Genomic DNA, 24,970 nt, shown 5'->3' with positions numbered 1-24,970 from the left:
TAACATGAATTACCGGAGGATGCCTCTAGTTGCGATATCCCCGGACTCCAGCGCGTTTGCACAATTGCCACACTTTGCAGAGTTGATATTAGCGCTATACAAGAGTACCTTAGAATTAAGCGCAAGTTTAAACGCATCTGCAAAGGCTACCCCAAGGATTACAATCCAAAGAAGCAGAATGCAATCTCTGTTAACATGAAGAGTTTAAGATGGAGCTATCTAAGCGTAAAAGGGGTGGAGCGATGCCTAATATTTGGATGCATTTAGAGTATGGGCAGGTGCTGGCGGAACAATTTGCGGATCAGTTTCCTTTTCTGGGCGGGCTGAAGGAGCGGCCTGAATTGTACCAGCTTGGCTGCCAAGGACCTGATTTGCTTCTATACCACAGCTTTCTGCCGTGGAAAAAAGATACCGGAGCCCTCCGGCTGGGCGACCTTATGCACTCTGTACACTGCGGTCCGGTGCTGCTGGAGCTCTGGCAAAAAATCCGGAGCCTCCCTCCTCCTGACCTTGCAGAAACACAGCAATACTTCCTTGGATTTCTGACACATCATCTGCTGGACCGCAATCTTCATCCCTACATTAACTGGAAAGCGGGCTACAAGCACCGCAACCATCAGCGGTTTGAGATCGTCCTCGATACCGTATTCATGCAACGGCTGAAGCAAATCGATACCTGGCGGATTGCAGCTTGGAAAAAAATTCACGTCGGCTCGCGGCTCCCCCATACCGTTCACACTCTCCTTCATGAAACCGCAGCGGCCTGGTATCCCGAAACAAAGGGCCTCCCGGATGAGATCTGGCAGGAGGCGTACCTGGACATGATTCTGGCCCATAAATGCTTATATGATCCCAAAGGCTGGAAGAAGTCGCTGCTAAGAGGAAAAGCGCGCCATCATTTCTACCAGCCGCTTTCCCCAAGAGACGAGCAGCTGGATTATTTAAATGAAAAGCATGCCGAATGGCGGCATTCCGCGCTGTACTCCGAGGTCCGGACGGAAAGTGTCTGGGAGCTCTGGGAACAGGCGCTGGCGGAAGGGCGGAGTGTGCTGCAGGCCTTGGCCGACTGGCTGAACAGCAAGGTGCCTGCAGAAGCAGCCCGCGCGCTGGAACAGTTCAAGCGGGTGCTCGGCAACCGGTCTTATGATACCGGCAAGGATTGCAGCAGCAATCTCAAGAATCAGTTCGCCGAGCCGATCTGGGATTCCGGCATTAGCTCGTAAAGACATTTGTATTAATTCAAGGGTGGAGCTCCGAAAGTGGCTCATTTCGTATTATTTAGGTCAGCCAGAAACTTCGGGTTGGCCTATTTTTCTTGGCCTGCACACGAAAAACCCCTGACGCTCAGGAGGCGCCAGGGGTGTCAAAGAAATCCGTTGCCGATTTCAGTCGGCAAGCTTGAGCAGGGCAGCCAGCATCTGCGCGGTTTCCTCACGCGTAGCTGCAGCCTGCGGCGCAAAGTTAACACTGCCATCCGGGGCAGTTTTGCCCGAGATGATCCCCGCCTGCTGGACAGCTGCAGCAGCTTCCAGCGCAAAAGAACTAATGGACTGCCGGTCTGCGAATACGGCAGTGCCGCCGCTCACGGGCAGAGTCCAGTTCCGCTCATCCGCCAGACGGATAATCATAACTGCGAGCTGTTCGCGTGTAACCTTCGCCTTGGGTGCAAACTTCCCGTCTCCGGTGCCGTTTACGATTCCGCTAACGTTCGCCCAAGCGATTGCCGCTGCATAATAATCATCCGGCTTCACATCTGTGAAGCTGCCGGACACTGCCGTGTTCAGCTCCGCCCCGGCCAGACGGGCCAATAGCAGGGCTGCGTCTCCACGGCTCAGGTTGCTCTTCAACCCAAACTGGCTTTCATTGATTCCGGAAATAATGCCGCGTGCCGCCAGATACGTGATAGAGTCTTTGGCAAAGCTGGCAGCAGTATCGGTAAAGCCCGGGTTGCTGTAACCAACCGCATAAGCAGAGAAATGAGCGGTACGGAAGGTCAACTGGCCGGTCACCGCATTATAGCGGCTGCCAGGAAGCACAACCAGCTTACCTGCAGGTGTAACATTGTAGGCTACTACCGCATTGGCATCCTCCGCAGATGACAGTGAATACGGGATGCTCACCAACGCTTTCCCTTCCCCAAAGCTGGAAAGGGTACGGCTACCGGTTTGCACTGTTAGGTTGATAACCGGACGGCTGCCGATTGTGCTCCGCGCGGCTTCGCTTATACCTCCAGCGGGATTGCCCATGACACTGCCAAGATCTGTTCCTGTAATAGATAGTTTCACCGGTTCACCGTTTGCCGCAGTGTTCACTGCTATTAGCGAAGTGCGGTCAAGCGAGACGGTTCCCCGACCGGCTGCAAATGTCACACTCTGCACAGCACTGCCGGAAATCGCAGCCCAGACTGCGGCAGGAACCTCCAAGGTTACGGCTTTGGCCGCACTGCTTGTTGCAGCAACGCGGAAGACCAGCTCTTTGCCGGCAGAAGTTTTCAAGGATTCCAGCGCTGCTGCCACGGCTTCGGCAGTAACGGACAGAGTTGCCGCTCCATCCGCACCTGCTGCGGCCTTGAGTTCAAGAACAACCTTGGAGCCTTCAACAGTTACCGCCGGGGGGTGAGCTGCAACTGCCGGGGTCTGCCCCACAGAGCCACCTGTACCCGGATTCGTAATGACCGGATCAGCCGCCGCTACAGTCACCAGCGATTCGGCTGTGCCATATCCATCCGCACTGTATACGGAAACGGTCACCGTTCCCGCTGCCAGCGGAGTTACCGTCCCCTTCTGATCCACTGCGGCCACTGCAGGATTAGAGGAGCTCCAGCTAAGCGGTGATTTCTCCGGCGTTCCAGCCGCAGGCTTAACCTCAGCTTTGAGCGTTGCCGCTGTCCCTCCGGCTTTTAGAGAGAGTGACTTCTGGTCCAGCGTAATCTTTGTAACGTTGAATTGATATACCGCTACAGTGCCTCCTACCTCATTGGCTACCAGCACCAGCGGAAGTCCGGTCGGACTGTCCGTTGCCGGAATGAACTCGATGCCTTCCGGCCCGGTGTCCGTAGCGATATTATTTTTCGGTGTGAATTCACGGGAATTAATATAATTGAGAAACTGCGGCTGTTCGGGATTGCTGACATCGTAAGTCATCAGGCCGCCAATGCGCTCCAGGCCGATGAAGGCCAGCGCTTTTTGCCCCACCTTGCTTACCTTAACATATTCAGGCTCCGGCCCTTTTTTGGTGCTGCGGCTGTCCAGCGTTGTATTGCTGTTGCTTGCATTGAAGTAATCAGGCAGCCGCTCTGCTGTAATCCGCTCAAAATCACTGCCGCTGTCATACACCTGCCTCAGCGTACCAGCGTCCCATACCGAGAAGGAACGGCCCCCGTACAAGTACATGCCGTCATGACCCATATCCGACATGACCTCTACACCGTCATATTTCGTATTTCCGTTCAGGAACAGTGCAGCCGCAGAGTCAGGTTCAAGTGCCCCCTTCATTTTGCCGATCGTGCTGGCATTTTCCTTGCTGTCCCATTCCGTGGCATCGCCCTCATTGGCCGTGAACAAGTAGGTTTTGCCGTTAACTGTATACTGGCTGATCCCATCTGGCATATAAACGCCGTAGAACGGTACATTTTCCAGCCTGCTCTTGCTGTCCTTCACGAGGTCAAGTCCATTTAGCGGATCGCTCAAATCCTTAAACCCAAGCCCCTTGACCCACAGCAGCTTGCGGGAAGCAATATCGACTGCAGCTACAGCATTGTTCTCCTGAAGGGAAATATAAGCGGTCTTCTGATCTTCGGACAGCTCGATAAATTCCGGCTCCAGATCACGGACTGCCTCTTCCTTTGTACCCTTCCCTGTAATCAGCTTCGTTGCCGGATCAACCGCCCCGCGGATATGCACGAGATCGTCGATCCGCTCAGGGTTGTCGAACTTGACGTAATCCGCTGATTTCGCAGTCGTGTCAATGATCGTCACACTGCCTTCGGGATCCCCCTCCAGTGTGCGGGGCTCGGCCTCGTCAGCCGTAAGAATAAAGCGGCCATCCCCGGTGAATTTGATCATATCGGGCTGGACTCCAGCCTCATAGGTATCCAGCAGCTTACCGTCATAATCCAGCACAAGAATTTTGCCGTTCTTCATGGCATCCGCTTCCTGTATGGCTACAGCAATCCGCTTCGTTGCCGGGTTAATATCCACACTGGTCAGATCGCCATAGCTGAAGCCTCCGGTTTCCGCCAGCTGCTCCACGTTGATGCTTTTTTCCTTTTCCGGATGGATGCCGTCCTTCAGATTTACAATATCTACTGTCGCAGGATGCGTCGAACCGTTGACCAGATAGCACTTTCCGTTGTCACGGTTATACTTGACAATCTCCGCCACACCGCCGTCTTCATTGGTAACCCCGACGGAATATCCGCCAAGCTTTGTAATGCTGATAACATCCGCGGTTGGCTCTCCCGCAGGTTTATCCACCGTCAGCGGAAGGCTCCCTTCCGCCTTCATCGCAGGAACACTGCTGTCATACACAGAGACGCTGACCGTTGCCGCACCTGCCGTCACCGGAGTTCCGCTGATTTTGCCGGATGTAACGTCCAGGCTTAGACCTTCGGGCAGCCCCGCCGCCTCAAAGGTATAAGGCAACGTCCCGCCATATACGGACAGTGTCACCGAATACGGGGACCCAGCCGTGGCGGCAGGCAGAGACGGGCCCGCCAGGCCAAGAGGCTGAATAGCCACGCCCCATGCTCCGTCAGCACCGCTATGCGGCTTCATCCGATTCAGCGTTCCCGCATCCAGTGAATCGAAGCTGATCTGCTTAAGATCCGTTTTATTGTTGTCCGTATCGGCAAAATCGCTGCGCCGCACCGACTTCTGCTTCGAGGTGCCGCCGGTTTTGCCGGTTGGATAGTCACTTTCATAGCCGTCGATGGTTGAGCCGTTGTCATTGCCGGCCGTGCCGATCATATCCACATAGGAATCCGGTTTATTCAGGAACGGATTTGCCGTTTCCAGCAGCGTAGTATTGTTCAGCAGCACCACCTTCATTCCTTTATTGTAAAAGAGGATATCACTCCATACCTGATCGCCTTTGCCGCTGATATCGCTTTTATAGTCGGGGTTCACTTTGCCGTCCGTAATCAGATAAGAAGAATGTGCGTGGATCGTGCCGGTCAGCTCCAGCTTGCTCCAGGCTCCGTTCATGGTTGGATCTGAATATTGCACGGACCAGCCGCTCAAATCCACAGCGGAATCCGTAGGATTATAAAGTTCGATATAGCCCTTGGAGAAGTACCCTCCCGTTGTTTCGGCATCCCCGCCGCCATAGATCTGGTTCACGACAATATGGGGAACGGTTACATCATAAACGCCGCCAGCGGTATACGGAGTGCCGGACCCGGGTGCTGCTGCAGCTGTTGCCGGACCAGCGTTCCACGCCGGGCCCACTGCCAGTTCTGCGGCAATCAGCAGAGAAAGGATTGTTTTGCCTGTTGAATTCAAGTGATTGTCACTCCAATACTCTATAGATTTTTTTCTACTATAGAGGACGAGTATGTTCTAATTTGCCGATTTGCATAAACGGAGTGTAAACCCCAGAATAAGTCGCTACATGAAGGCGGAAATGAGTTGATCCCCCGATAACCTCACTGAAATATTCGCCTGTTATGATCAAGACAACAAGAGTACCGGGAGGGATTATCCATGCGTATTGCCTTGTTTACGGACACCTATCTTCCTCAAACCAACGGAGTCGCACGCACGCTTCACCGGCTTGCCGGCCATTTACACCGCCGCGGCATCGAGCATCTGCTCTTCACCCCTAAATCCGCCCCTGAAGAACGTTCCGCCGATCCAATCCGCCCGATTGCCAGCATCCCCTTTTTTCTGTATCCCGAGTGCCGGCTGGCGCTGCCCGGCATGTCCTCCATCCAGCACGAGCTGCGGTCCTTCCGGCCTGATCTGCTGCATATGGCCACCCCGTTCAACATCGGCCTGTACGGTCTCCGCTATGCCCAGAAGCAGAACCTCCCTCATGTTGCCTCCTACCACACCCACTTCGACCGTTATCTTCAATACTACCGGATGAGCAGAATCATTCCGCTCTACTGGAAATACATGAAATGGTTTCACCGCTCCTGCGATGCCATCCTGGCCCCTTCACGGGAGACAGAAGCTACGCTCCGTTCCCATGGCTTCACCCGGCTGCGGTTATGGTCGAGGGGAATTGACTGCGGTCTGTTCACACCGGAGAAACGCAGCAGACAGGTACGGGAGCGTTACGGAATTGCGGCACCGGTAGTATTGCTTTATGTTGGACGGATTGCTCCGGAAAAAGACATCCCCACCCTCTTAACCGCCATGCGGCAGCTGCCGGAATCCGCGGCTGCGGCGGTTCATCTGCTGGTAGTGGGAGACGGCCCGCTGCTGCCTGAGCTGCGGGCGCAGGCGCCGCGCAATGTCACCTTCACCGGGGGCAAGCACGGGGAGGAGCTGGCAGAGCTGTATGCCTCGGCAGATGTATTCGTGTTCCCCTCCAGCACGGAAACCTTCGGGAACGTTGTTCTGGAAGCGATGGCCTCGGGCCTGCCTGTCATCGCTGCCGGGGCAGGCGGCACAACGGATCTGGTCTTGTCCGGTGTGACCGGGTCATTGTTTGAACCGCATCATCCGGGAGAACTGGTGAAGGAAATTTGCATTATGGCGGATCAGCCGGAGCAACGGATGGCTATGGGCCGGGAGGGACGGCGGCTCGCGCTCGGCCGCTCCTGGGAGCATATTTTTGACGGCCTGATCCGGGATTACGAAGAGGTGATTGAAAACCGGCGCTTGAAGAACCGAACGGGGATATTTACAGCCTAACGTTAAGAAGAGAAGTAGAGCTGCTGCCGGAGTTTCCGGTGTGCAGTTTAAAGGATGAAGCCCGAATGACGCCAGGTCCTACCGGGAACGTCGGTCAGTATAACCACCATTGAGGGATTTCCCCGCTGGTGCAGGGAGGGATCGCATAATTCTGCCCGCAAAAAAAAGCGCGTTTCCTCCCCCTCCGGAAGGGGTGGAGAAACGCGCTGCAATCCCTACGCTGCACAATCAATAATTACAACATTCTAGTCGTACATTCGGCATATTTATTCAGCAGATTACTGGCATGGTCCGCCATTCGCTGGCGCAGTGACAGAGGTTCAAGCACTGTAAGCTGATGGCCGTACAGCAGCAGTGTTCCGAACCAGCCATTCTCCTCTTCCGGGACGGTGAAGCCCATGACCAGTTCCTGATCCCGGACTTCTATCAGCACCGCATTGGGGAGCAGCTCCTCCATTAGCACCCGGAGACCTGCCGGACATGCAAGCTTAACGGTTATGTACGGCCGGTGATCCTGCGCCTCCGCCAGCAGACTTTCCGCATCCCGATGTATTATTGAAAAGGTCCCGTCCGTGGCCCTAAGCTCCCGGATTCGGGAAAGACGGAACAGCCGGTATCCGCAATTGTCACAGCAATAGGCGAATAAATACCATGCATACCACTTATAGGTTAAGAGCAATGGCTCGACATTTCTGTCTGCCACCTCATTCCTTGCATTGGTGTATTGAAAGTGAAGCACCTTTTTCCGGCGGATGGCATGCTCTATAACTTGAATTGCCTCTGCCGTGCCCGCTCCTTCCCGGAGAACCCCCAAATCAAGCTGAATGGGCTGCGGCACTGCCTCCTTCTCCGGTGTTAAGGACATGATCTTCTCCATGGTATCCTCTGCGCGTCTGCTGCTGTAGCCCGATACCAGCCCTTTCAGGGCGGCCAAAATATAAGCGTAATCCTCGGACTGAAGCAGCTGTCTGTGCATTTTGAAGCTGTCGAGTATGTAATAACCTCCGTTAGTGCCTTGCAGTGATCCCACCGGAATCCCGGCGAGCCCAATAGATTCGATGTCACGTTGAATCGTACGCGGCGATACCTCGAATTTATCGGCCAGTGCACGGGCACTGACCACCTCCCGATTGAGCAGATAGACTACGATTCCCAGCAAACGGTTAATTTTCATCTGATTCACCTGTTTCTTCTCAAGCTGATTCTATCATCCGATGCATCCGGGAGGTTTGTAAAGTCGAATGTGCTGTTAAAAGATAACAATGTCATAGTCTGACGAAACTTCTGAAGAGAAGAACTATTAAAAAAGACTCCTTGAAAAGGAGTCTTGTCTAATTATAGTATGTGTCCGAAACTTCATGAACAGTACGAAAATAAAATGATTTGTACTTGATTATTAGTTTATTTGATAGAGAACTATAAGTCTATATTTTATTTGAAAATACGGTTAGTCTGAGGTTATACCCGGCCGGGAATTGCTGAAGAGATGAGGTTCAATATGGTAAGTAAAGAACTGTTAGGCAGAGCTGCAGAATCCTTTGGGTTTGAAGTTGATACATTGGTTTTCCTTAGCAATTCTTGTAATGAGGTGTACCGGTTTTCCAAAAACAATCAACTCTGCATCTTACGATTGACGTTTTTTTGATAAAAACAATCTGCAATTGTGGGGCCCCCCGATATTCAATAAATGGGGAGAAACCATGGGAAGAATGCATCTGCTCACAAAATCCTATACGGCTGCAGATGCTGCTGTACAAAGAGATGACTGGGGAACATGGAACATGGATAACCCTTATTTACAACAAGGCCGATATCATATCCTGCTTAAAAAGTTGAAATCTCTGGAGAATACGATCGCCTCTCTGCCTAAAGATGCTCAATCGTATGGATTGATCCACAACCATTTTCATCCCTATAATTTTCATATCAACAATGATGACATTACGGTTTTTGATTTTGATGACAGTATATACGGCTGGTTTGCGCTGGATATTGCAATTGCGGCAACTCATGCCGTGTGGTGGGGAGCTCCGGCCGGGGACCGAAAATCTAAAAATGAATTTGCAAAACGATTCTTGGATGAATTTTTAACAGGCTACTTCAAGAATAATGACTTAGATACCTATTGGGTTAGGCAGATTCCTATGTTCATGGACTATAGAAATATATGCTCATACTTCTGGTGGCTACATAGCTGGGACGGTGATGAGAGTCGCCTGTCTGCATTTCAGCAAACTGCAATTACCCAAGCCATACATCTTATTCAATCTGGTCAGAGATTTGATGGTTGCGATATACAATTATAGGCCACCCTTTGTTCATCCATAGTCGCCGCTATTACTATTGTTGGGCCGTTTAATCCTTTATTTAAGAATCATTACCGCAGCGGACATCTAATCCTTATATAACAAAAAAAGAAGCCGGGCGTCTGCCCGGCTTCCACTTCAGCTGTCGAATGCAGCCCCATTCATTAACTGCGGATTTCTATTTCACCGTAGCATTGTACTGGCCGATTTTCTCGGTAATCTGTTTGCCGGCATCCTCCAGCGCCTGTTTAGGCTCTTTTTGTCCGTTCAGCGCTTCTTCAATCGCTCCTTCAACAATCTGGCGTGCTTCGGGGAATACGCCCATTACCGCACCCGAGGTCGCCGTTGAAGCACTCGAAGCATGAAGCTGGTCAACAGCAGTCTGGAACTGCGGATATTTCACCATATTATCCTTGAGCACCTGCTGCTCATAAGCAGCCTTGTTAATCGGGAAGTACCCGGTGCTTACACTCCATTTTGCCTGAACCTCCGGCGAGGCCACATATTTGATAAATTCCCATGCCGCCTTCTGCTGCGCTTCCGGTTTGTTGTTCATAATATACAGGCTGGCTCCTCCGACAATCACTCCGCCGTCCTTCGCTGAGGCAGGTTTCGGCAGGAAACCTGTGCCGACTTCGAATTTGCCGCCAGCCGCCTCTACCATATTGCGCAGTGAAGCCGTAGAGTTCAGTGTCATCGCTACCTGACCTGCCGCGAATGCGCTATCCGTATCATCTGTGTCCCGGCCCAGATTGGCGACTATTTTATCGTCAACCATCTTTTTCCACCATTCCAGTGTGCTTACACCGGCATCCGAAGCCAGCAGCGATTCTGTGGCAGCGGCGTCGCGCCCATTACCGTTATTAACATAATCAGCGTTCTGATTGGCAAACAGCTGCTCCATGAACCAGCCGTAGATGGCAATTGTTGCTCCGGCTTTACCGTCTTTGCTTAATGCTTTGGCAGCGGCTTCGAATTCCTCAAACGTCTTAGGCGGGTTCTCTGGATCAAGTCCGGCTGCTTTGAAAGCATCTTTATTATAATAAAGAATCGGATTGGACGTATTGAACGGCATCGCATTTAACTTATCGTCAATCGTATAGTATCGGATAATGTTGGGTTCCAGACCTGACAGATCAAAACTGTCCTGGTCGATAAACTGCTGCACTGGTGTGATCATCTTCGAATCAATCATAAACTTGCTGCCGATTTCATAGACCTGGATCAGATCCGGTCCGCTGTTCGAGCCGATGGAGGCTTTCAGCTTGTTCAAGCTTTCATCATATTTACCCTGGTACACCGCTTCCACCTCGATGCCGGTCTGGCTGGCATTGAAGTCGGAGACAATCTGATTAATCGCTTTTTCACCCGCACCGGACATAGAATGCCACCAGCTGAGTTTTACCGGAGCAGCAGCGGCACTGACTTCCCCATCACTGCCTGAGGAGGTGCTGCCGGCTGCATTATTGTTCTCATCTGCATTTGAATTGTTGCCGCAGGCAGCAAGAACCAGCATCAGGCTCGCAAGCAATGGAACCATACCCTGTTTGAATTGTTTCATTCTAAGTATCTCTCCCTTTTCCCCTATAATTTGGATTGAAGAAGCTATATACGTATTCATCATCTGCAATAAGCAGCTGACTAGCTTTTAGCTCTGCGCATCCCGGGCACTTATCCCTTCAGTGCGCCGGCCGCCATGCCCCGGACAAGCTGCTTCAATCCGAATACCAGCAGCAGCAGCGAAGGCAGAATGGCCAGTGTGATTCCGGCAAATACCAGATTCCATGAGGTCGATTCCTGAAATTCAAGCATGGAGATTCCGATCTGCACCGTCCGCATCGGTTTGCTGTTCGTAACAAGCAGCGGCCAGAGATAGGAATTGTACATATTCAGAAAAGAGTAGACAGCCAAGGTGCCCAGTGCCGGTCTGGAGAGCGGCAGCATATGAAACAGAAAGTAGCGAATATGTCCGCAGCCGTCGATTTTGGCTGCCTCAAATAGCTCTTTGGGCAGCTGCATAAAGAACTGCCGCAGCAGGAAGGTGCCGAAGGCCGTCGCCAGAAAAGGTATGGTCAGACCCTGATAAGTATCCAGCCAATCCAGGCTGCGTACAGTCAAATAATTGGGAATCATCGTCACTTCCCAGGGAACCATCATCGTGGCCACGAACAGGCTGAACATCAGTGATTTCCCTTTGAAATTCATCTGGGCAAAGGCATAAGCTGCCAGACTGGCGGTGATCAATTGGCCGATCATGACAATGCCGGATACCAGAAAGGTATTGCCAATGAAGGTGGCGATCGGAATAATATCGAACACTTCGCTAAAGTTCTCCGGATGAAAGGAATGCGGAACGATGGACGGCGGATAAGCGCTGGCCTCTTCCGGGGCCATAACGGCCATGAAGAAGCTGTAGAATACGGGATACAATACCAGTGCCGCCACCACAGTGAGCACACAGTAGCTAAGTAGTTGTCCTGCTTTTGGCTTTTTCATTGATAGTGCACTTTCCTTTCCACCCATTTGAACTGGATCAACGTCAGCAGCATAATAACCAGAAACAGCATCAGTGCCTGGGCGCTGCCCGTTCCGAAGCGGAAGTTGACAAAGGCTTCACGGTAGATGGAGTATACAAACACGTTGGTACTGTTCATCGGTCCTCCGGCGGTTAATATATTGATCTGGCCAAACGCCTGGAAGGCACTAATGATCGAAACCACGAGTACGAAGAACAAGGTCGGGGACAGCAGAGGCAGGGTGATCTTGCGAAATACCGTAACTGCTCCCGCTCCGTCAATTCTGGCACTCTCATAGATTTCGTCCGAAATACCCTGCATTCCGCTCGACAGAATGATGTAATTGAACCCGAGATTCATCCATACCGTCATTAATGAGATAGACAGCAGCGCAGTGTCCGGATTGACCAGCCATGCCACCGGCCTCATCCCGGCAAGCTCCAGCAAATAATTCAGCATACCCAGCGTGGGATGAAACAGGAATTTCCAGATCACTGCCGCCGATCCAACAGACAGCACCATTGGCAAAGAGAAGGTGAACTGGAACAACCGTTTGCCGCGCAGCTGCTGGTTGTGGGTAAGCGCCGCGAGCACAAGTGCAAGCAGCAGGCCGGTCGGGACCGTCAAGAGGGCAAACAGCGCCGTCACCCGGATACCGTCCAGAAATAGTCCTGAAGTGAAAAGGGCATTGAAATTGTCAAAGCCGACATACGCTGCGATTCGTCCCGCCGGGTCCGTACTGTGCAGACTTAAATATACGGATTTCAGCAACGGATAGAATAAAAACACACCGAACAGCAGCAACGAAGGAGCCAGGAACAGGTAGGCAAGCATATTCTCCTGAACCTTCAGCTTGCTTAAATATGCCGGTCGTAAGGGAACTCCAGCCGATGCCGCTTTTTCTCTTGCAGGCAGGGTTAATGAATTCTCCAGTTCACTCAAAATGGAAGCCTCCTAATGACCTAACAGTCCGCTTTTATCTTCTTACTACCTCTGCAAGTGTAAGGCTTGGATGTCAACGCAGCATCAGGAGGATGGCAAGCCAGCGTTAAAATTATATAAATTTTGTAAACGGAGAGATAAATTATCTCAACTATTTATACAAAAAAAGACCTCCCCGATTTCTCAAGAAGGTCTTTGCTTACACTTGTTGTTCTGCCGCTTTCTCCTGGTTCAGATTCAGCCATTCCTTACCAAGCACACCATAGGCAAAAGTATCATGCCATTTCGGCATACCTTGTTCATCGGTTTTAAAATAGCCCGTCTGGAGAAAATGCCCCTCCCGCCGCAGCTTCAGCCTTTCGAGCAGCCGCCAGGATGGTGAATTCCGCGGATTACAATGGGCGGTTACCCGTCTAATTCCTAGAGTATTGAAGCCGTACTCCAGCAATGTACGGCAGGCTTCAGCCGCATAGCCGCAGCCCTGATACTCACGGTTGAACACATAGCCAATCTCCCAAGTCTGAAACTCCTGCGGATGCTGCTCCTGAAAGTATAGGTTGCCGATTACTTTGCCTGAATCCTTCAGGCACACGGCCCAAAATGCCTGATCCGTGGAACGTCTCACCGCCTCAGCATGGCTTTCTTCTTCATTGTAAACACCATAAGGTTCATATTCTACAACCTCTTCGCAGGAGAGATATTCGTGCAAATCCTGCCCATCATCCGCTCTGAATCTCCGAAGCACTAAACGCAACGTTTCCAATACTTCCATTAACCCTCATCCTTTTGCATCTTTGATTATGAAGAGACCTTCATCTGCAATTGCTGCTCTATAATACCTCTGATGTTAGCCGACTCGCCTACATTCGTGAAACTAAATTTTAACTGCTTCTTTTACGAGGCAAGAATAAACCATAGTGAGTCGCCAATCGGCGGTAATGCTTCACTTTGCTGAAAAAAGTATTCGATCAGATGACGCTCTTTATAGAGTTTTTTGTCCCATTCTCTTTGTTCCCGACGATTCCTTTTACTTGGAATGACCGAAGTTGCAGACTGCTCCTTCAGAAGGTAAAAAAACTGAATGGTGTCATAAGCTGTCAGCCAGCACTTGCGTTCTTATTAAGTCCATCTGTTTTAGGATCTCGTAGCCGGTTATCGAGTCATGGGGCTGTCCTCCGGTCAGCACAAAACGCAGCGGGTTGCCCAAAGCATCGACAACGGCGTGGATTTTGGTCGTTAAGCCTCCTCGTGATCGGCCAATTGCCTGCTGAAGCCCACCCCATTTTGATGGACACGCACAATCGTTGCATCAATCATGATGCTTTCATAGTCGGGTTCAATCGAGAGATGCTCTAAAATCCGGTCCCAAATGCCGGCAATTTGCCAGCGCCGAAACCGGCTGTACACTGTGGACCAGGAGCCGTAGTATTCCGGTAAATCCCGCCAGGGTGCACCCACAGCATGGCATTCAGCATCTGACAATGGTCTTTCGGGGGTCTCCCTCCTTGTGGTTTTCGTTCCGGCGGCAGCAGGTCCTTGATCTTTTCCCATTGATTGTCACGGATTTCGTATCGTCTCATTATACTTACTATTTACCAAACTCTTACAAAACCCTAGTTTGCATAAACACCCTAGTCAGGAAAGTATAAAGAAAACGTCTTGATTCCATAGTCATATATTACCAAAGTAAATCCCTAATTCACCTAGGTAAATATGCCGATAAGTTAAAAGTGCTAGATTTTCGAAAAAACATCAGAAGGGATAGGGTTATTCGTCTTTGAATCCTATTATATTACAATTAGCTCGAACAACTTTCCTATAGTTTAAGCAAATAAATATTTATAGGACTCAGGATAATAGAAAATCCGTTAGAAATGTATTCATAATATGGAGGGAAACTTAATGAGAAAACAGCTGGGAATTTCACTCTCCCTGGCATGTCTATTAATGTTAATGGGGTGTTCAGCTTCCCCAACATCACTGAAGACAACCAAGATCACACTTCTAAATTCCAAAACTGAGATAAAAACTCAATTAGAGGAAGTAGCGAAACAATACAATCAAGAGCATCCTGGAGTAACTTTAGAGATAATATCCGCTCCGGAGGGTACGTCTGGTTATCAAAAGTTAATGTCAATGTACGGCTCAGGGAGCCCGGCAACTATGTCGATGCTTGATTCAGGGGACACACAGCAGTTTCTGGATAAAGCTGTTGATTTAAGTAAAGAAAAATGGGTAGCTGAAACGATAGACAATGGACTTGATGCTGTTAAGAAAAACGAAACTGTACTCGGCTTTCCATTTGCAGTTGAAGGCTACGGGTTAATATACAATAAGAAGGTACTCGACAAGGCGGTTGGGGGCTCTTTCGATGCTTCATCGGTAAAAAGTAGAAGCAGCCTCAACTTATTAATGACTAAGATCAAGAAGACGGGTGTAGAACCAGTCATGCTTTCTACGATGGATTGGTCACTTGGCTCTCATCTTTTAACTGTATCTTATTCTGTTCAACCCGGAGGTTTTTCAAAGTTTGTTAAGGGTATGCAGAATAATTCCATAGATATGTCTAAAAATGATGCGATGTCTGGGTGGGTACAAACCTTAGATTTGCTCAAAGATAACAACATTAATAAGAATTCGCCTATGGAAAATACTTATGACGGAGCAAAGGCCCTTGGAGAGGGAAAAGTAGGGCTTTGGTTTATGGGCAACTGGGCTTGGGGGGAAATTAAGAGCAATGATACAGCAAATGGGGAATACGGCTTCTTGCCTCTACCGTTAAACAATAATTCGGATGATCCTGTTAATTCTAAAATTACAGTTGGTGTAACAAAATATATAATCATCGACTCAAAAACCACCACTCCTAAACAGCAAGAGGAAGCAAAAAGGTTTCTTAATTGGCTCGTATTTGAAAAGCCCGGACAAGAGTTCCTAGTCAACAAGGCCAATACTATTCCTGCGTTCAAGAACATTTCCTTAGAGCCTGTCGATCCTTTGGGGAAATCGATCAAGGCGTATATCTCGGAAGGAAAGACATTACCGTTTATTACAACTCTTCCTCCTGATCATTGGGCCATCACTGGTGCATCTATTCAAAGCTACATCAGTGGGAAAATAGATTCGGCTGAGCTGTTGCGGCAAATACGTATTTACTGGAAAGCCCAACGGTGACATCGAGACCAGACATAGGAGGAAGAAACGATGTTTAGATTGACTTTAAAGAAAAAATTAATAAGTGCGGCGCTCGTATTAGTTATCGTTTTGTCACTTTCGAGTATTGTAGGTATCATAAAGATGTCGGATATGGGGGTGGCAGCAGATAAAGTTAATAAGCGCTCTTTACCTGCCGTTATTCTGCTTCAGGGTATGGACAAGCAGATAACAGAAGTTGACAGACTCACCGTTAGGATGATAATCGAAGATGATCCGGCAGCCCGAAAAAAAGATCAAGTTGACCTAGCAAAAGCGATAGGTTTAATGGAAGAGAGCGTAAACAAATACCAGAGTATTGCCTCCACAGTAGAGGAAAAAGAGCTGTTCACCAACTTTTATGGTCAGTGGGCAATGTATCTTCGGTATCTAAAAGTGGTTTCCACTGCGATGGAAGAAAATAATAAAGTGATGTCATACATGATCATACATGGAAATTCTGCTATTTATAATGCCGCATTAGACGACGTTAATAAACTTAGGCTACTCAATGAGCAATACGCTATGGATGCAGCTAATCTATCGAGTCGTTCTTACCAATCAGGTAAAATATTAATGATTTCCCTGACTGCCATAAGCACTATCCTTGGAATCATCGGTTCGCTTTTACTGGCTGCATCGTTCACTAAACCTATATTAAAGATCGCGGAACAAATGAAGTTGGTAACCAGGGGGAACCTGCAAGTCGAACCCCTTAGGGTCCGATCAAAAGACGAGGTCGGCGAGCTGGCGTCCGACTTTAATGTCATGTGCGAGTCACTGAGTAACCTTTTAAAAGAAGTGGTAGAAAACTCGTTACTGGTTGCCTCTACAGCAGAGCAGTTAACAGCTAGTGCAGAGCAGACAAGTATAGCCAGCGAGCAAATAGCCGTAAGTGTTACTTTAGTCGCAGAGGGATCGCAAACTCAGCTTGCAGATATAGCTGAAACGTTGAATATTACAGTAGACGTTTCTAATAGCGTCGAGAAAATAACTAATCGGTTTGCTAATGTGTCCGATCTCACAATCCAAGCACAGGAGAAGGCTAATAATGGTCAAGCCATAATTTCTTCCACTGTCTCTCAAATAAGAGATGTTCATAGCAAGGTAACTCAATCTGCGGAAGTAGTTAATATTTTGGGGGAAAAGTCTGCCGAGATTAGTCAAATTTCAACTATGATCAGTGACATAGCAGCCAGTACCAACTTACTTTCACTAAATGCGGCCATAGAAGCTGCAAGAGCAGGGGAGCATGGAAAAGGGTTCGCGGTCGTTGCCTTTGAAGTACGCAAACTGGCAGCACAGGCCAGTGAAGCAACGGGCAAAATCTCTTCTCTGGTCAACGAAATCACATTGAGAACCGACGAAGTTGTGATCTCAATGAATGAAGGGGTTCATTCACTAAATGAAGGTATGGTGCTCGTCGAAGGTGTGGGTACCGTATTCTCTGATATTGTTGTTGCTGTTGAAGAGGTCAGCGGTGAGGTGGACAATGCCGCTATTGAAGCAAGATCTGTAAGTGGAGGGACCGTTTCTATGCTGGAATCTATGAGAAAAATAGCTGAAATCTCTGAACGTGCAGCAGATTCTACTCAAATGGTAGCATCCGTTGTCGAGGAAACTACGGCAGCCATGGAGGAAGTTTCTGCCGGGGCCAACATGCTTGCCAAAAGGGCGGAAGAAATGAATCAAACAGTATCCGTTTTTAAGATTTAAAATAACTATTCAATAGTCGAGAGACTGACTGTAAAATATATTGTGTAAGCAACTCCTTCACAGCATTTCCACATCTAAAGGTATTCGAAATCGTTGTCTCCTACTTCTTCTGGCAGACCAAAGCCAGGGAGTGATTCCCACTCACTCGGAAATTGCCAGGCGTGCTGGAGTCAGCCATTACAATCAAAAACTGTCCCTCCCTGCAAAGGAAGGACAGTTCTCATACAATCTGCCGGATACTCAGAGGTTATGTAGGCTCAAATAATTGAAGAGATATTTAAAGACGGGTACTCGAATTCAACAGTTCCAAGGGAGGTGACAGCCTGATTATGCTCCTCCAACCTGATCATTAAGGATTACAATATGAGACGGATTTGAAGGCAATACCGGCAAAAATAAAATGGCTAAAAAACTGGTAGCTACTAACAACAAAGTCAGCTTCTTTTTCATTTTCCCACACCCTTTTTAATAAATTTGTGATACTGTGTCAGTAATTCAAACAACGCATACTCTTTAAATCTCTCAGATAAGCCTACACAAATGATTATATCACAATCTTTTCTTTTTGTTGTATATTTTCCCAAATAAAAACTGAGCATTTGACATGAATAGACAGTTCTCTGTATCAATTAGGCACTAGGATCTTGCAGTGCTAGATACTGCTAATAACGAGGTCAGCTTCTTTTTCATTTTTTTCCCACACCTTTTGAATAAATCTTTGATATTGTATCAATGTTTCAGGCCGCGCATATTCTTTAAAACTCTCAAATAAGCCTACACATTTGATAATAGCATTACTATTGTTTTTCGCACTGTATGATTCCATACTTTCCAATAAATACTTAAACCCTTCTGCATACATTGCTTTTTTAAGGTAATATTTTGACAACTCGTAACTAAACCGTGCTGTTTGTTCAGGAATGACCTGACGGGTATACACATCCGAAGCGAGATCTCGTTCATAAAAGACAATTTGAGACTCAAATTCATCTAATATGTAATCGATATCAAAAGAATACTGATTTGCAGCTTCAATAATATTAAGGAGCTCAGTAAAGATTTCTTTTTTTCCTTTAGTAATTTTAACAAGGTCAGAGATTACACTTTGATCTCCGCCTCGAAGCTTATTTATATAGGTATTGACTTGTGCCCAATGCTGGAATAATTCAACCCAATGTAACGTCTCAGGGTCTGTCTCTTTGACCCAACTAAGATCGGCATAAGCATAGGTGCATTCCAAGGCTTGCTGAAAATCCCCTCTGGCGTCCCATACACTTGCAAGAAGCAGGTTCGAATAGGCTATGTAAACAAAGAGCGGCAGGCTTGTCGCCAAGCTCTCTTGCACTCTTCCTTCTTTCCGGTGTTTGCTGTAATACTGTATCCGGGCCTTCCGGCCCATCTCTCTGGCAAGCTCCTCAACCTTGTCCCACCGCCGCAAAGAACGGTAAATATTCGCTAAATCTTTAAGTGCATCCAGCTGATCCTTCTCGTCTAACCGTTCGACAAACGGTTCAAACTGACAGGCCGCCTCAAAATTCTGAATTTGGTCATCTCCAATGCTAAGCGTGAAGAGACGGTATTGGCAAAAGGCCAAACGTTCGGAATGCTGGCGGATTTCACATCTGGCCACATTATTATACAGAATCGCAGCAGAATCATTCCATTTTCTCTTGAAAAAATCATTGGCAACATCAAAGAGCAAGGGTGCGTAGGTCAATTCCTCTAGAAGAATAGTAACCGTCTTCAGAACACAATCCAGTTTATTCAGTTCTGCGCAGCGGTAAAGAAACGGGCCGATTCTTCGCCAATTAGGCGTCGCTTCTATCATACTTTCCTGAATATAATTTTCGTAAAAATAACCCGCAGGCAACGAAAGCACCGCGGTCACCCTGTCAACCTGATCCACGCTCATTACCTTATTGCCTTTTAAAATGGAGCTTATAGATCCTACATTTATACCGATGGTTCTACCCAGATTACTCATATTCCAGCCTTTTTGTTTCATGAGGTTATCCAACTCGCTGCGGATCGTGGTTGTAGCTATCAAGTAAACCACTCCTTCAGAATCAACTCGTTGCAACATATGAGAGAAATTTTATTATATTACAAATATAACCATAGTTTTACCGTTGGTCAATTGAAATATATAATTCGTAGTTTTGGCATCATCGTGTATAATAGTAATCTATTTTTTTTGGCAATTCGGTTTCCATTGTATTGTAATAAAGCAAGACGGGGGATTTCTCCCCCGAATCCATTTCTTCTTATGCAGATATGTCAGCGACCAAATTTTTCATCCATTTTCTGGAGTATATTCGTATTAGTCCTATGCTAAGCCTAACCACTTCTTCCATAGACAATATCATATATACCAGAAATACAGGCTGTTTCCAGACAAACGACATTAATAATCCGGAAGGGACACCAATCAGCCATGTCGCAGTGGATTCCATCGCGAATACAAACTTACTGTCACCGCCGCTGTTGAGAATGCCGCCCGCCAAAATCATGTTGGCAACCTTTACCCACAGGAATGCAGCGAATACCCAAACCAGCCGGGTTCCCATGAGACGCGCTTCATCTGACACCTGAAAGATAGATACATACAAAGGCGCAAATACGGCAATCAATACGCCGATTCCAAGGGATACCAGAATACCCAGTTTGATAAACCGCTTTGAAAAGTCCAATGCCACATCCTGCTCGTCGGCCCCCAGCTTATTCCCAATCATGATGCCGGCCGCGCTAGAGAGCCCGGATAATAAACCGATACTTAAGCTCTGAAGCGGATAGGTTATCGTCATCGCGGTTATTTCAGAAGTTCCCATCCGGCTGTAAATAATGGCGTACACAGTTTCACCCAGCACCCAAATCAGCTCGGTCAATACGATCGGATACGTAGTGCGAAGGAACTTCCCCAGAAGCGTCCCGGATGCCCCGAACCAGTCGCGGATACGGGTTGCTCCGGGAAGACGAAGCTTATAGGCAGCTGCAATGATAAAGCAGCATTCAAACAACCGGGCGGTAAGTGTAGCAATCGCTGCTCCTTTTAACCCCCATTCCGGAAAGCCGAATTTCCCGAAGATTAGCAGATAGTTAAGTACAATATTAATACACACTGCAGCTATGCTGGTTATCATAGGGAGCTTCACATGTCCTGTAGCACGCAAAATAGCGGAATAGATCATTGTCAGCATAACCGGAATATAACTCAGAGAGATCACTTTCAGAAAACCGGACCCCTCTGTGATCAGCCGCTGGTCCTTAGTAAATAAGCTGAGACTGAATTCCGGGAAGAAATGAATGGGCAACGTAAAAATAATGGAGATGCCCATCCCTAGAAGCAGTCCTAATCCCAGCAGCTGCGCTGTGCTTCTCTCATCCTTCTTCCCCCAGAACTGCGCGGCATAAATGGACACCCCTGTCGCTAGTCCGGCCAATACTACAGTTATAATCCCGTATATTTTTATGGATATGCCTACAGAAGCAACGGCCACATCGCCGAGTTGTCCGACCATAAGCTGATCGGTTAAGGTTAGCAGAGCCATAATCAGGCTTTGCAGAGTTACAGGAATTGCTATTTTATAGATATTGCTATAAAAATCCGCCTTTGAATCTTTTAACATTACCGGGCCCTCCCATCGTCGTCACACAGCCTTCTGATAACGAAGCAGTGTATAGTTTTTTTGCGGGAGAACTTCCACAACCTTGAACTTCTTTGCAAAGCTCAGGTCATTATATCCCTTGCCGTCAACAAGCGTTATATTAGTCCCGCCTCCGATAATAATCGGCAGCTGCATTAAGATGATTTCATCTACTAAATCCTGGTCAAAAACATTCCAGTTTAGAAACCCGCCGCCTTCTATCATAATGCTGTGCACGTTGTAGCTAGCCTCCAGTTCACGGAACAAATCCACAAAATCCACTTTGTCCTCTCCGCAGATTAACACCTCTTTGTTCCTGTCCTTCAAAATACTTATCTTCTCAGGATCCTGACCATTTTCAGTGGTAACGATCAGCGTTCTGCCGTTGTCGGCAAAAACATGGCTGTCCAGTGAAATATCCATATGTGAGGTGGGGATAATCCTCAGCGGGTTATTATTCTCCTCATACCGGTTTGTCAGCATCGGATCATCATATTGTATTGTATTTTTCCCTACCATAATAGCGTCAACTAAGCCCCTGAATTTATGAATATATTCAATATCAGGTTCCTCGAACATACTGAACAATTGTTTGCTGGACTGCCCCGCACCTAAAGTAAGCTTTCCGTCGATTGACACTTGGCTAAAAATGGTCGTTTTCATGGTTTTCCCTCTTCTCTATAGAGTTTGCTGTTTGCTGCGGCTGCTCACATGCTCTTCCATTAACACCAATAATCTCGCGGCGTCTTCTTGTGATAAATGTTTTAAGCCTGCGGAGATGGCATCCCAGACTTCCCTCATAATCGGCTCAATTGGCATGTTACGCGCACTTTCAAGGCAGGAAATCAGTGTAGCCCTGACCGGTGAGGCGGTAACCCTGATGTCCTCCAACACCCCGGTATGCACTGGAATCCGCTGTACCCGTTCCGCCCATTCCCGTTGGCTGCTTTCACTCAGCAGATAAGCGGCGAATGATAGTAGCTCGTCCGATTGCTCCGATTCCAACGAATTCTGCGGAAATACCAGACCGATGGATGAAGCCATTGAGACTGCCGGGTTGCCAATAATAGTCGGCAGCGCACCTACGAGCAATCTGTCTCGCATATGAAGGTCTAAATAATTGTAAATCCATTCCCCGCAAATGATGGCACCAATCTCTCCGGCGATAAAACGGTCCAGGAGTTCAGTGGAACCGTGAAAACTGCCAAGCACCCCTTGGGCCGTTTGCCGCTGAACGAACCGCAGAGCCGCTTCCATTTCCGGAGTTGACAGATCGGGTTTTCCTTCCTTCAGCGGCCAGCCTCCAAATGCAGTCAGGAATGGGATAAAGCAATAAGGGTCCGCCAGATCAGTGGCGGCTGGAACAATACCTTTAGCCATGAGCTCCTCCGCCTGCTGCTCAATCGCTTCCCACGAAGCTGGAGCCTCCGGATAGATTTCCGAGTTGCAATAAAGCACCAGATGATTGCCTTTTAGAATAGGAATACCATACTGTTTGTCATTCGACCGCATGGAGTAACGGATATCCTTATCAGAGAAGCCGGACATAGACCAGAATTTCTCCGGAATCTCCGAATACACGGCTCCTTCCCCGTATCCAGCCATGTCTGCCGGAACCAGCGCCATTTGTGGACCAGCTCCGGCAGTTTTTATCTGCTGCAAGCCAGCGGTCAGTTTAGAGATATTCATGACTTTCGGAATAACGGGAACACCGAATTTAGAGCTATACTCACGGCAGAGCTGCTCCAACACCTCTATGGAGGTATCTCCCTTCCCATCGAATTCATGCCAGATATTCAGTTGCTGTTGCTGTACGGTTTGTTTATCCATTGCAATCCTTCCTCCTTGGTCATTTGATCAGTTCCATTAATAGTACCAGCGCCTGATAAGGCTGCATCTCATAGGTTTCTTCGCTGCCAGGCTTGTTCCATCCGCCCTGTTCGCTTTCTATCAGCAGATTTGTCTTTTTAGACCCCGGATAGATAAGCTCAGTCTTTAATGTCTGCTCTTTTTCCGGGTTCAAATTAAAACAAACGCTGAACAGCTCATCTTTCAAATAGTAAGAGTAGATCATAATATCGCCTTGTGAATCAGAAAGATAAAAGTTCGTTGGCTTCAGCAGATTAGAGTATTGTCTCTTTATCTGCTTTAATTGCTCCAGGAGCGGCAGCAGTGTGGATTCATTGGTCCAATTGATCGTCATGGTATTGAAAAAAGCTTTTGGAATATCTGCACCGCCGGTATTATCCCCGAGACCGCAATTAAGCGGCTGCTCCTCATATACTTCCATTCCTGTAGTCAGATAAGGGATTCCGTTCGGTAGGAAATAATTAAACACCGTCATGAGACGGGCCAGCTCCATCCCGCCCCGGCTTGTAATTCTTGGAGTATCCGCTGTTTCCGAGCAGGCAAATACGTGGATCTGCAACTCCGGAAGTTCCCGCAGGTACTCCTCCAAGCGTTCGACACGGATATCAGTCATGATGTTCCACCCGCTGCCTAACATCACATTGTAACCGGTTCTTGCCGCTTCACGGTGGTTGCGATTGAATAAATCCTCACTGATCAGAATCGCTGTTGGCTTAATATCTTTAATCACCTTGAACATAGATTCCTGTAAGGGAACCGGGAGCGTGTGTCCAATATCCATCCGGAAACCATCAATGTTATAGGTGTTCAGTTGGAAACAAGCTGCCTCTATCAGTGTGTTCCACAATTCCCGGTTCGGCTCCTCTCCAGGGTATACATTGCACTTGATCGTATCAAAAAGTACGTATGGCGGTTGCCCTTCAGGTAAATAAGACCGGACCAACGGAGAGGGATCATTGTATAGACGAAAGAAAGCTACATCTGTCCAGATTGGCTGAACATCATTAATCCAATCCGAATGTGCAGGGGCCGGGGTAATCCCCATCTCACGTTCGATCATCGGTAATATGGATTCGCCTGACTCAAGGGCGCGCCGTTTGAGGTCACTCCAAAGGACTGCATCCAGTTCATTCGGCGGCAGACGGAATTGGTTCAGAAAAACCCGGGTTTCATCACTGCGGTAAATGGTTTCCAGCTTATCCGGTGTACATTCGGCGAAGAACTCCAATTCGGCAATTTTCGGAGGCTGGAATCCCGGCAGCACGTTAAGATCAATCCAGTAAAACCAATCCGGGTGTTCTGCCAAAAAAATATTATCTCTTGCACTCACCCGCGGGATTAAATCAAGTACTACTTTGATATCCAGCAAATGGCAGGCTTCAACCAAGGTCGCCAGCTCATCATGGATGGTCAGCTTCTCCATACCGTCCAGCAACGGATCATGTAAATTCTCATCTAAATCAAATAGGCTGTACACGGCATACGGCGAACCAATATCCCCCTTGAGATTCAAATGGCTGTACTGGGTTACAGGCAGCAAGTACAGGATATTGACATTCATTTTTTTTAGCATTGGCAACAGAATCATAAATTTCAGAAACGTTCCGGATTGGATATTCCCGGTATGGCTATAATCCCAGGCTGAAGTATAACGGAGCAAGGAGCAATAGATGACACTATTATCTAAATCTGTCTGCTCGATATTGACATAGCCCGAAGACAACTCAAGCAAGTATTGCAGATGCTTAACCATAAATCCTGCCGGATCAACGAGAATTTCGCCATCCTTGTTATCCAAGACCGACAAATAGCCGCACTCGTTCCACAAATCGGGTATCCAGATGGGTTCCACTTTTTTAAATTGGCAGCCGGCAAAATATTCAAGCATCCGGTTTATTCTTTCATCCTGTCTGATCATTGAGCGC

General features: G+C 48.1%; 18 protein-coding genes and 1 pseudogene. 5 read left to right on the top strand and 14 right to left on the bottom strand.

The window, feature by feature from the left end:
- Positions 1-242: 242 nt before the first annotated feature.
- Positions 243-1,223, top strand: coding sequence for a zinc dependent phospholipase C family protein (locus NST99_RS11455; protein WP_341091709.1), 981 nt, complete (start codon positions 243-245; stop codon positions 1,221-1,223).
- Positions 1,224-1,385: 162 nt separating this feature from the next.
- Here the strand turns inward: NST99_RS11455 and NST99_RS11450 are convergent, their stop codons facing one another.
- Positions 1,386-5,501, bottom strand: coding sequence for a choice-of-anchor I family protein (locus NST99_RS11450; protein ID WP_341091708.1), 4,116 nt, complete (start codon positions 5,499-5,501; stop codon positions 1,386-1,388).
- A 201-nt stretch (positions 5,502-5,702) separates the two neighbouring features.
- On the opposite strand from NST99_RS11450, the gene NST99_RS11445 reads away from it, so the two are divergent.
- The gene (locus tag NST99_RS11445) at positions 5,703-6,860 is read left to right on the top strand and encodes a glycosyltransferase family 4 protein (protein WP_341091706.1); all 1,158 of its coding nucleotides are present in this window, start codon (positions 5,703-5,705) and stop codon (positions 6,858-6,860) included.
- Positions 6,861-7,095: 235 nt separating this feature from the next.
- On the opposite strand, the gene NST99_RS11440 is transcribed toward NST99_RS11445, so the two are convergent.
- Positions 7,096-8,034 carry a helix-turn-helix transcriptional regulator gene (locus NST99_RS11440; protein ID WP_341091705.1) on the bottom strand — a complete coding sequence of 313 codons (939 nt, stop codon included), beginning with the start codon at positions 8,032-8,034 and terminating at the stop codon, positions 7,096-7,098.
- A 487-nt stretch (positions 8,035-8,521) separates the two neighbouring features.
- Here NST99_RS11440 and NST99_RS11435 point away from each other — a divergent pair, with 487 nt between their 5' ends.
- Complete coding sequence (locus NST99_RS11435; RefSeq protein ID WP_341091704.1) at positions 8,522-9,166, top strand: phosphotransferase enzyme family protein; 645 nt, start codon at positions 8,522-8,524, stop codon at positions 9,164-9,166.
- Positions 9,167-9,344: 178 nt separating this feature from the next.
- Here the strand turns inward: NST99_RS11435 and NST99_RS11430 are convergent, their stop codons facing one another.
- From NST99_RS11430 to NST99_RS11410, 6 genes and pseudogenes are all read right to left on the bottom strand, one after another.
- The gene (locus NST99_RS11430; RefSeq protein ID WP_341091703.1) at positions 9,345-10,727 is read right to left on the bottom strand and encodes an ABC transporter substrate-binding protein; all 1,383 of its coding nucleotides are present in this window, start codon (positions 10,725-10,727) and stop codon (positions 9,345-9,347) included.
- A 110-nt stretch (positions 10,728-10,837) separates the two neighbouring features.
- Complete coding sequence (locus NST99_RS11425; protein ID WP_341091701.1) at positions 10,838-11,662, bottom strand: carbohydrate ABC transporter permease; 825 nt, start codon at positions 11,660-11,662, stop codon at positions 10,838-10,840.
- Positions 11,659-12,516, bottom strand: coding sequence for a carbohydrate ABC transporter permease (locus tag NST99_RS11420; protein ID WP_445745026.1), 858 nt, complete (start codon positions 12,514-12,516; stop codon positions 11,659-11,661). The genes NST99_RS11425 and NST99_RS11420 overlap by 4 nt, the downstream gene beginning before the upstream one ends.
- Before the next feature lie 307 nt (positions 12,517-12,823).
- Complete coding sequence (locus tag NST99_RS11415; RefSeq protein ID WP_341091698.1) at positions 12,824-13,396, bottom strand: GNAT family N-acetyltransferase; 573 nt, start codon at positions 13,394-13,396, stop codon at positions 12,824-12,826.
- 315 nt (positions 13,397-13,711) lie between these two features.
- On the bottom strand, positions 13,712-13,852 hold the full coding sequence (locus NST99_RS33705; RefSeq protein WP_445745025.1) for a hypothetical protein: 141 nt from the start codon (positions 13,850-13,852) through the stop codon (positions 13,712-13,714).
- Between the two features lie 8 nt (positions 13,853-13,860).
- Positions 13,861-14,204: pseudogene (locus tag NST99_RS11410) on the bottom strand (transposase).
- Positions 14,205-14,526: 322 nt separating this feature from the next.
- Between NST99_RS11410 and NST99_RS11405 the strand changes: the two are divergent.
- Both NST99_RS11405 and NST99_RS11400 read left to right on the top strand, forming a co-directional pair.
- Positions 14,527-15,798: an ABC transporter substrate-binding protein gene (locus tag NST99_RS11405; RefSeq protein WP_341091696.1), complete on the top strand. Its 1,272-nt coding sequence runs from the start codon at positions 14,527-14,529 to the stop codon at positions 15,796-15,798.
- Between the two features lie 30 nt (positions 15,799-15,828).
- A complete protein-coding gene (locus NST99_RS11400) occupies positions 15,829-17,532 on the top strand; it encodes a methyl-accepting chemotaxis protein (protein ID WP_341091695.1) in 1,704 nt (567 codons plus the stop codon).
- 327 nt (positions 17,533-17,859) lie between these two features.
- Here NST99_RS11400 and NST99_RS11395 read toward each other — a convergent pair whose 3' ends face one another.
- From NST99_RS11395 to NST99_RS11370, 6 genes are all read right to left on the bottom strand, one after another.
- Positions 17,860-17,982, bottom strand: a complete 123-nt coding sequence (locus NST99_RS11395; protein ID WP_269322513.1) for a hypothetical protein — start codon at positions 17,980-17,982, stop codon at positions 17,860-17,862.
- Between the two features lie 202 nt (positions 17,983-18,184).
- A complete protein-coding gene (locus NST99_RS11390) occupies positions 18,185-19,615 on the bottom strand; it encodes a helix-turn-helix transcriptional regulator (RefSeq protein ID WP_341091693.1) in 1,431 nt (476 codons plus the stop codon).
- A gap of 181 nt (positions 19,616-19,796) precedes the next feature.
- Complete coding sequence (locus NST99_RS11385; RefSeq protein WP_341091691.1) at positions 19,797-21,158, bottom strand: MATE family efflux transporter; 1,362 nt, start codon at positions 21,156-21,158, stop codon at positions 19,797-19,799.
- 21 nt (positions 21,159-21,179) lie between these two features.
- Entirely contained in the window at positions 21,180-21,839 is a 660-nt protein-coding gene (locus NST99_RS11380; protein WP_341091690.1) for a RibD family protein, read from the bottom strand.
- Positions 21,840-21,854: 15 nt separating this feature from the next.
- The gene (locus NST99_RS11375; RefSeq protein WP_341091689.1) at positions 21,855-23,006 is read right to left on the bottom strand and encodes a sugar ABC transporter substrate-binding protein; all 1,152 of its coding nucleotides are present in this window, start codon (positions 23,004-23,006) and stop codon (positions 21,855-21,857) included.
- A 19-nt stretch (positions 23,007-23,025) separates the two neighbouring features.
- Positions 23,026-24,963 carry an alpha-amylase gene (locus NST99_RS11370; protein WP_341091688.1) on the bottom strand — a complete coding sequence of 646 codons (1,938 nt, stop codon included), beginning with the start codon at positions 24,961-24,963 and terminating at the stop codon, positions 23,026-23,028.
- Between the last annotated feature and the right edge of the window lie 7 nt (positions 24,964-24,970).

The organism is Paenibacillus sp. FSL L8-0470, assembly GCF_038008625.1.
GTDB lineage: Bacteria > Bacillota > Bacilli > Paenibacillales > Paenibacillaceae > Paenibacillus_AQ.
Note: the sequence above shows the minus strand (reverse complement) of the source record. Positions and strands in the feature narration are given on the sequence as shown.

Bases quoted from the DNA above. Each gene is read 5' to 3' on its own strand.
- NST99_RS11455 (WP_341091709.1), top strand. From the start codon at position 243: ATGCCTAATATTTGGATGCATTTAGAGTATGGGCAGGTGCTGGCGGAA.
- NST99_RS11445 (WP_341091706.1), top strand. From the start codon at position 5,703: ATGCGTATTGCCTTGTTTACGGACACCTATCTTCCTCAAACCAACGGA.
- NST99_RS11440 (WP_341091705.1), bottom strand. From the start codon at position 8,034: ATGAAAATTAACCGTTTGCTGGGAATCGTAGTCTATCTGCTCAATCGG.
- NST99_RS11430 (WP_341091703.1), bottom strand. From the start codon at position 10,727: ATGAAACAATTCAAACAGGGTATGGTTCCATTGCTTGCGAGCCTGATG.
- NST99_RS11425 (WP_341091701.1), bottom strand. From the start codon at position 11,662: ATGAAAAAGCCAAAAGCAGGACAACTACTTAGCTACTGTGTGCTCACT.
- NST99_RS11420 (WP_445745026.1), bottom strand. From the start codon at position 12,516: ATGCTTGCCTACCTGTTCCTGGCTCCTTCGTTGCTGCTGTTCGGTGTG.
- NST99_RS11415 (WP_341091698.1), bottom strand. From the start codon at position 13,396: ATGGAAGTATTGGAAACGTTGCGTTTAGTGCTTCGGAGATTCAGAGCG.
- NST99_RS11405 (WP_341091696.1), top strand. From the start codon at position 14,527: ATGAGAAAACAGCTGGGAATTTCACTCTCCCTGGCATGTCTATTAATG.
- NST99_RS11400 (WP_341091695.1), top strand. From the start codon at position 15,829: ATGTTTAGATTGACTTTAAAGAAAAAATTAATAAGTGCGGCGCTCGTA.
- NST99_RS11395 (WP_269322513.1), bottom strand. From the start codon at position 17,982: ATGAAAAAGAAGCTGACTTTGTTGTTAGTAGCTACCAGTTTTTTAGCC.
- NST99_RS11390 (WP_341091693.1), bottom strand. From the start codon at position 19,615: ATGTTGCAACGAGTTGATTCTGAAGGAGTGGTTTACTTGATAGCTACA.
- NST99_RS11385 (WP_341091691.1), bottom strand. From the start codon at position 21,158: ATGTTAAAAGATTCAAAGGCGGATTTTTATAGCAATATCTATAAAATA.
- NST99_RS11380 (WP_341091690.1), bottom strand. From the start codon at position 21,839: ATGAAAACGACCATTTTTAGCCAAGTGTCAATCGACGGAAAGCTTACT.
- NST99_RS11375 (WP_341091689.1), bottom strand. From the start codon at position 23,006: ATGGATAAACAAACCGTACAGCAACAGCAACTGAATATCTGGCATGAA.
- NST99_RS11370 (WP_341091688.1), bottom strand. From the start codon at position 24,963: ATGATCAGACAGGATGAAAGAATAAACCGGATGCTTGAATATTTTGCC.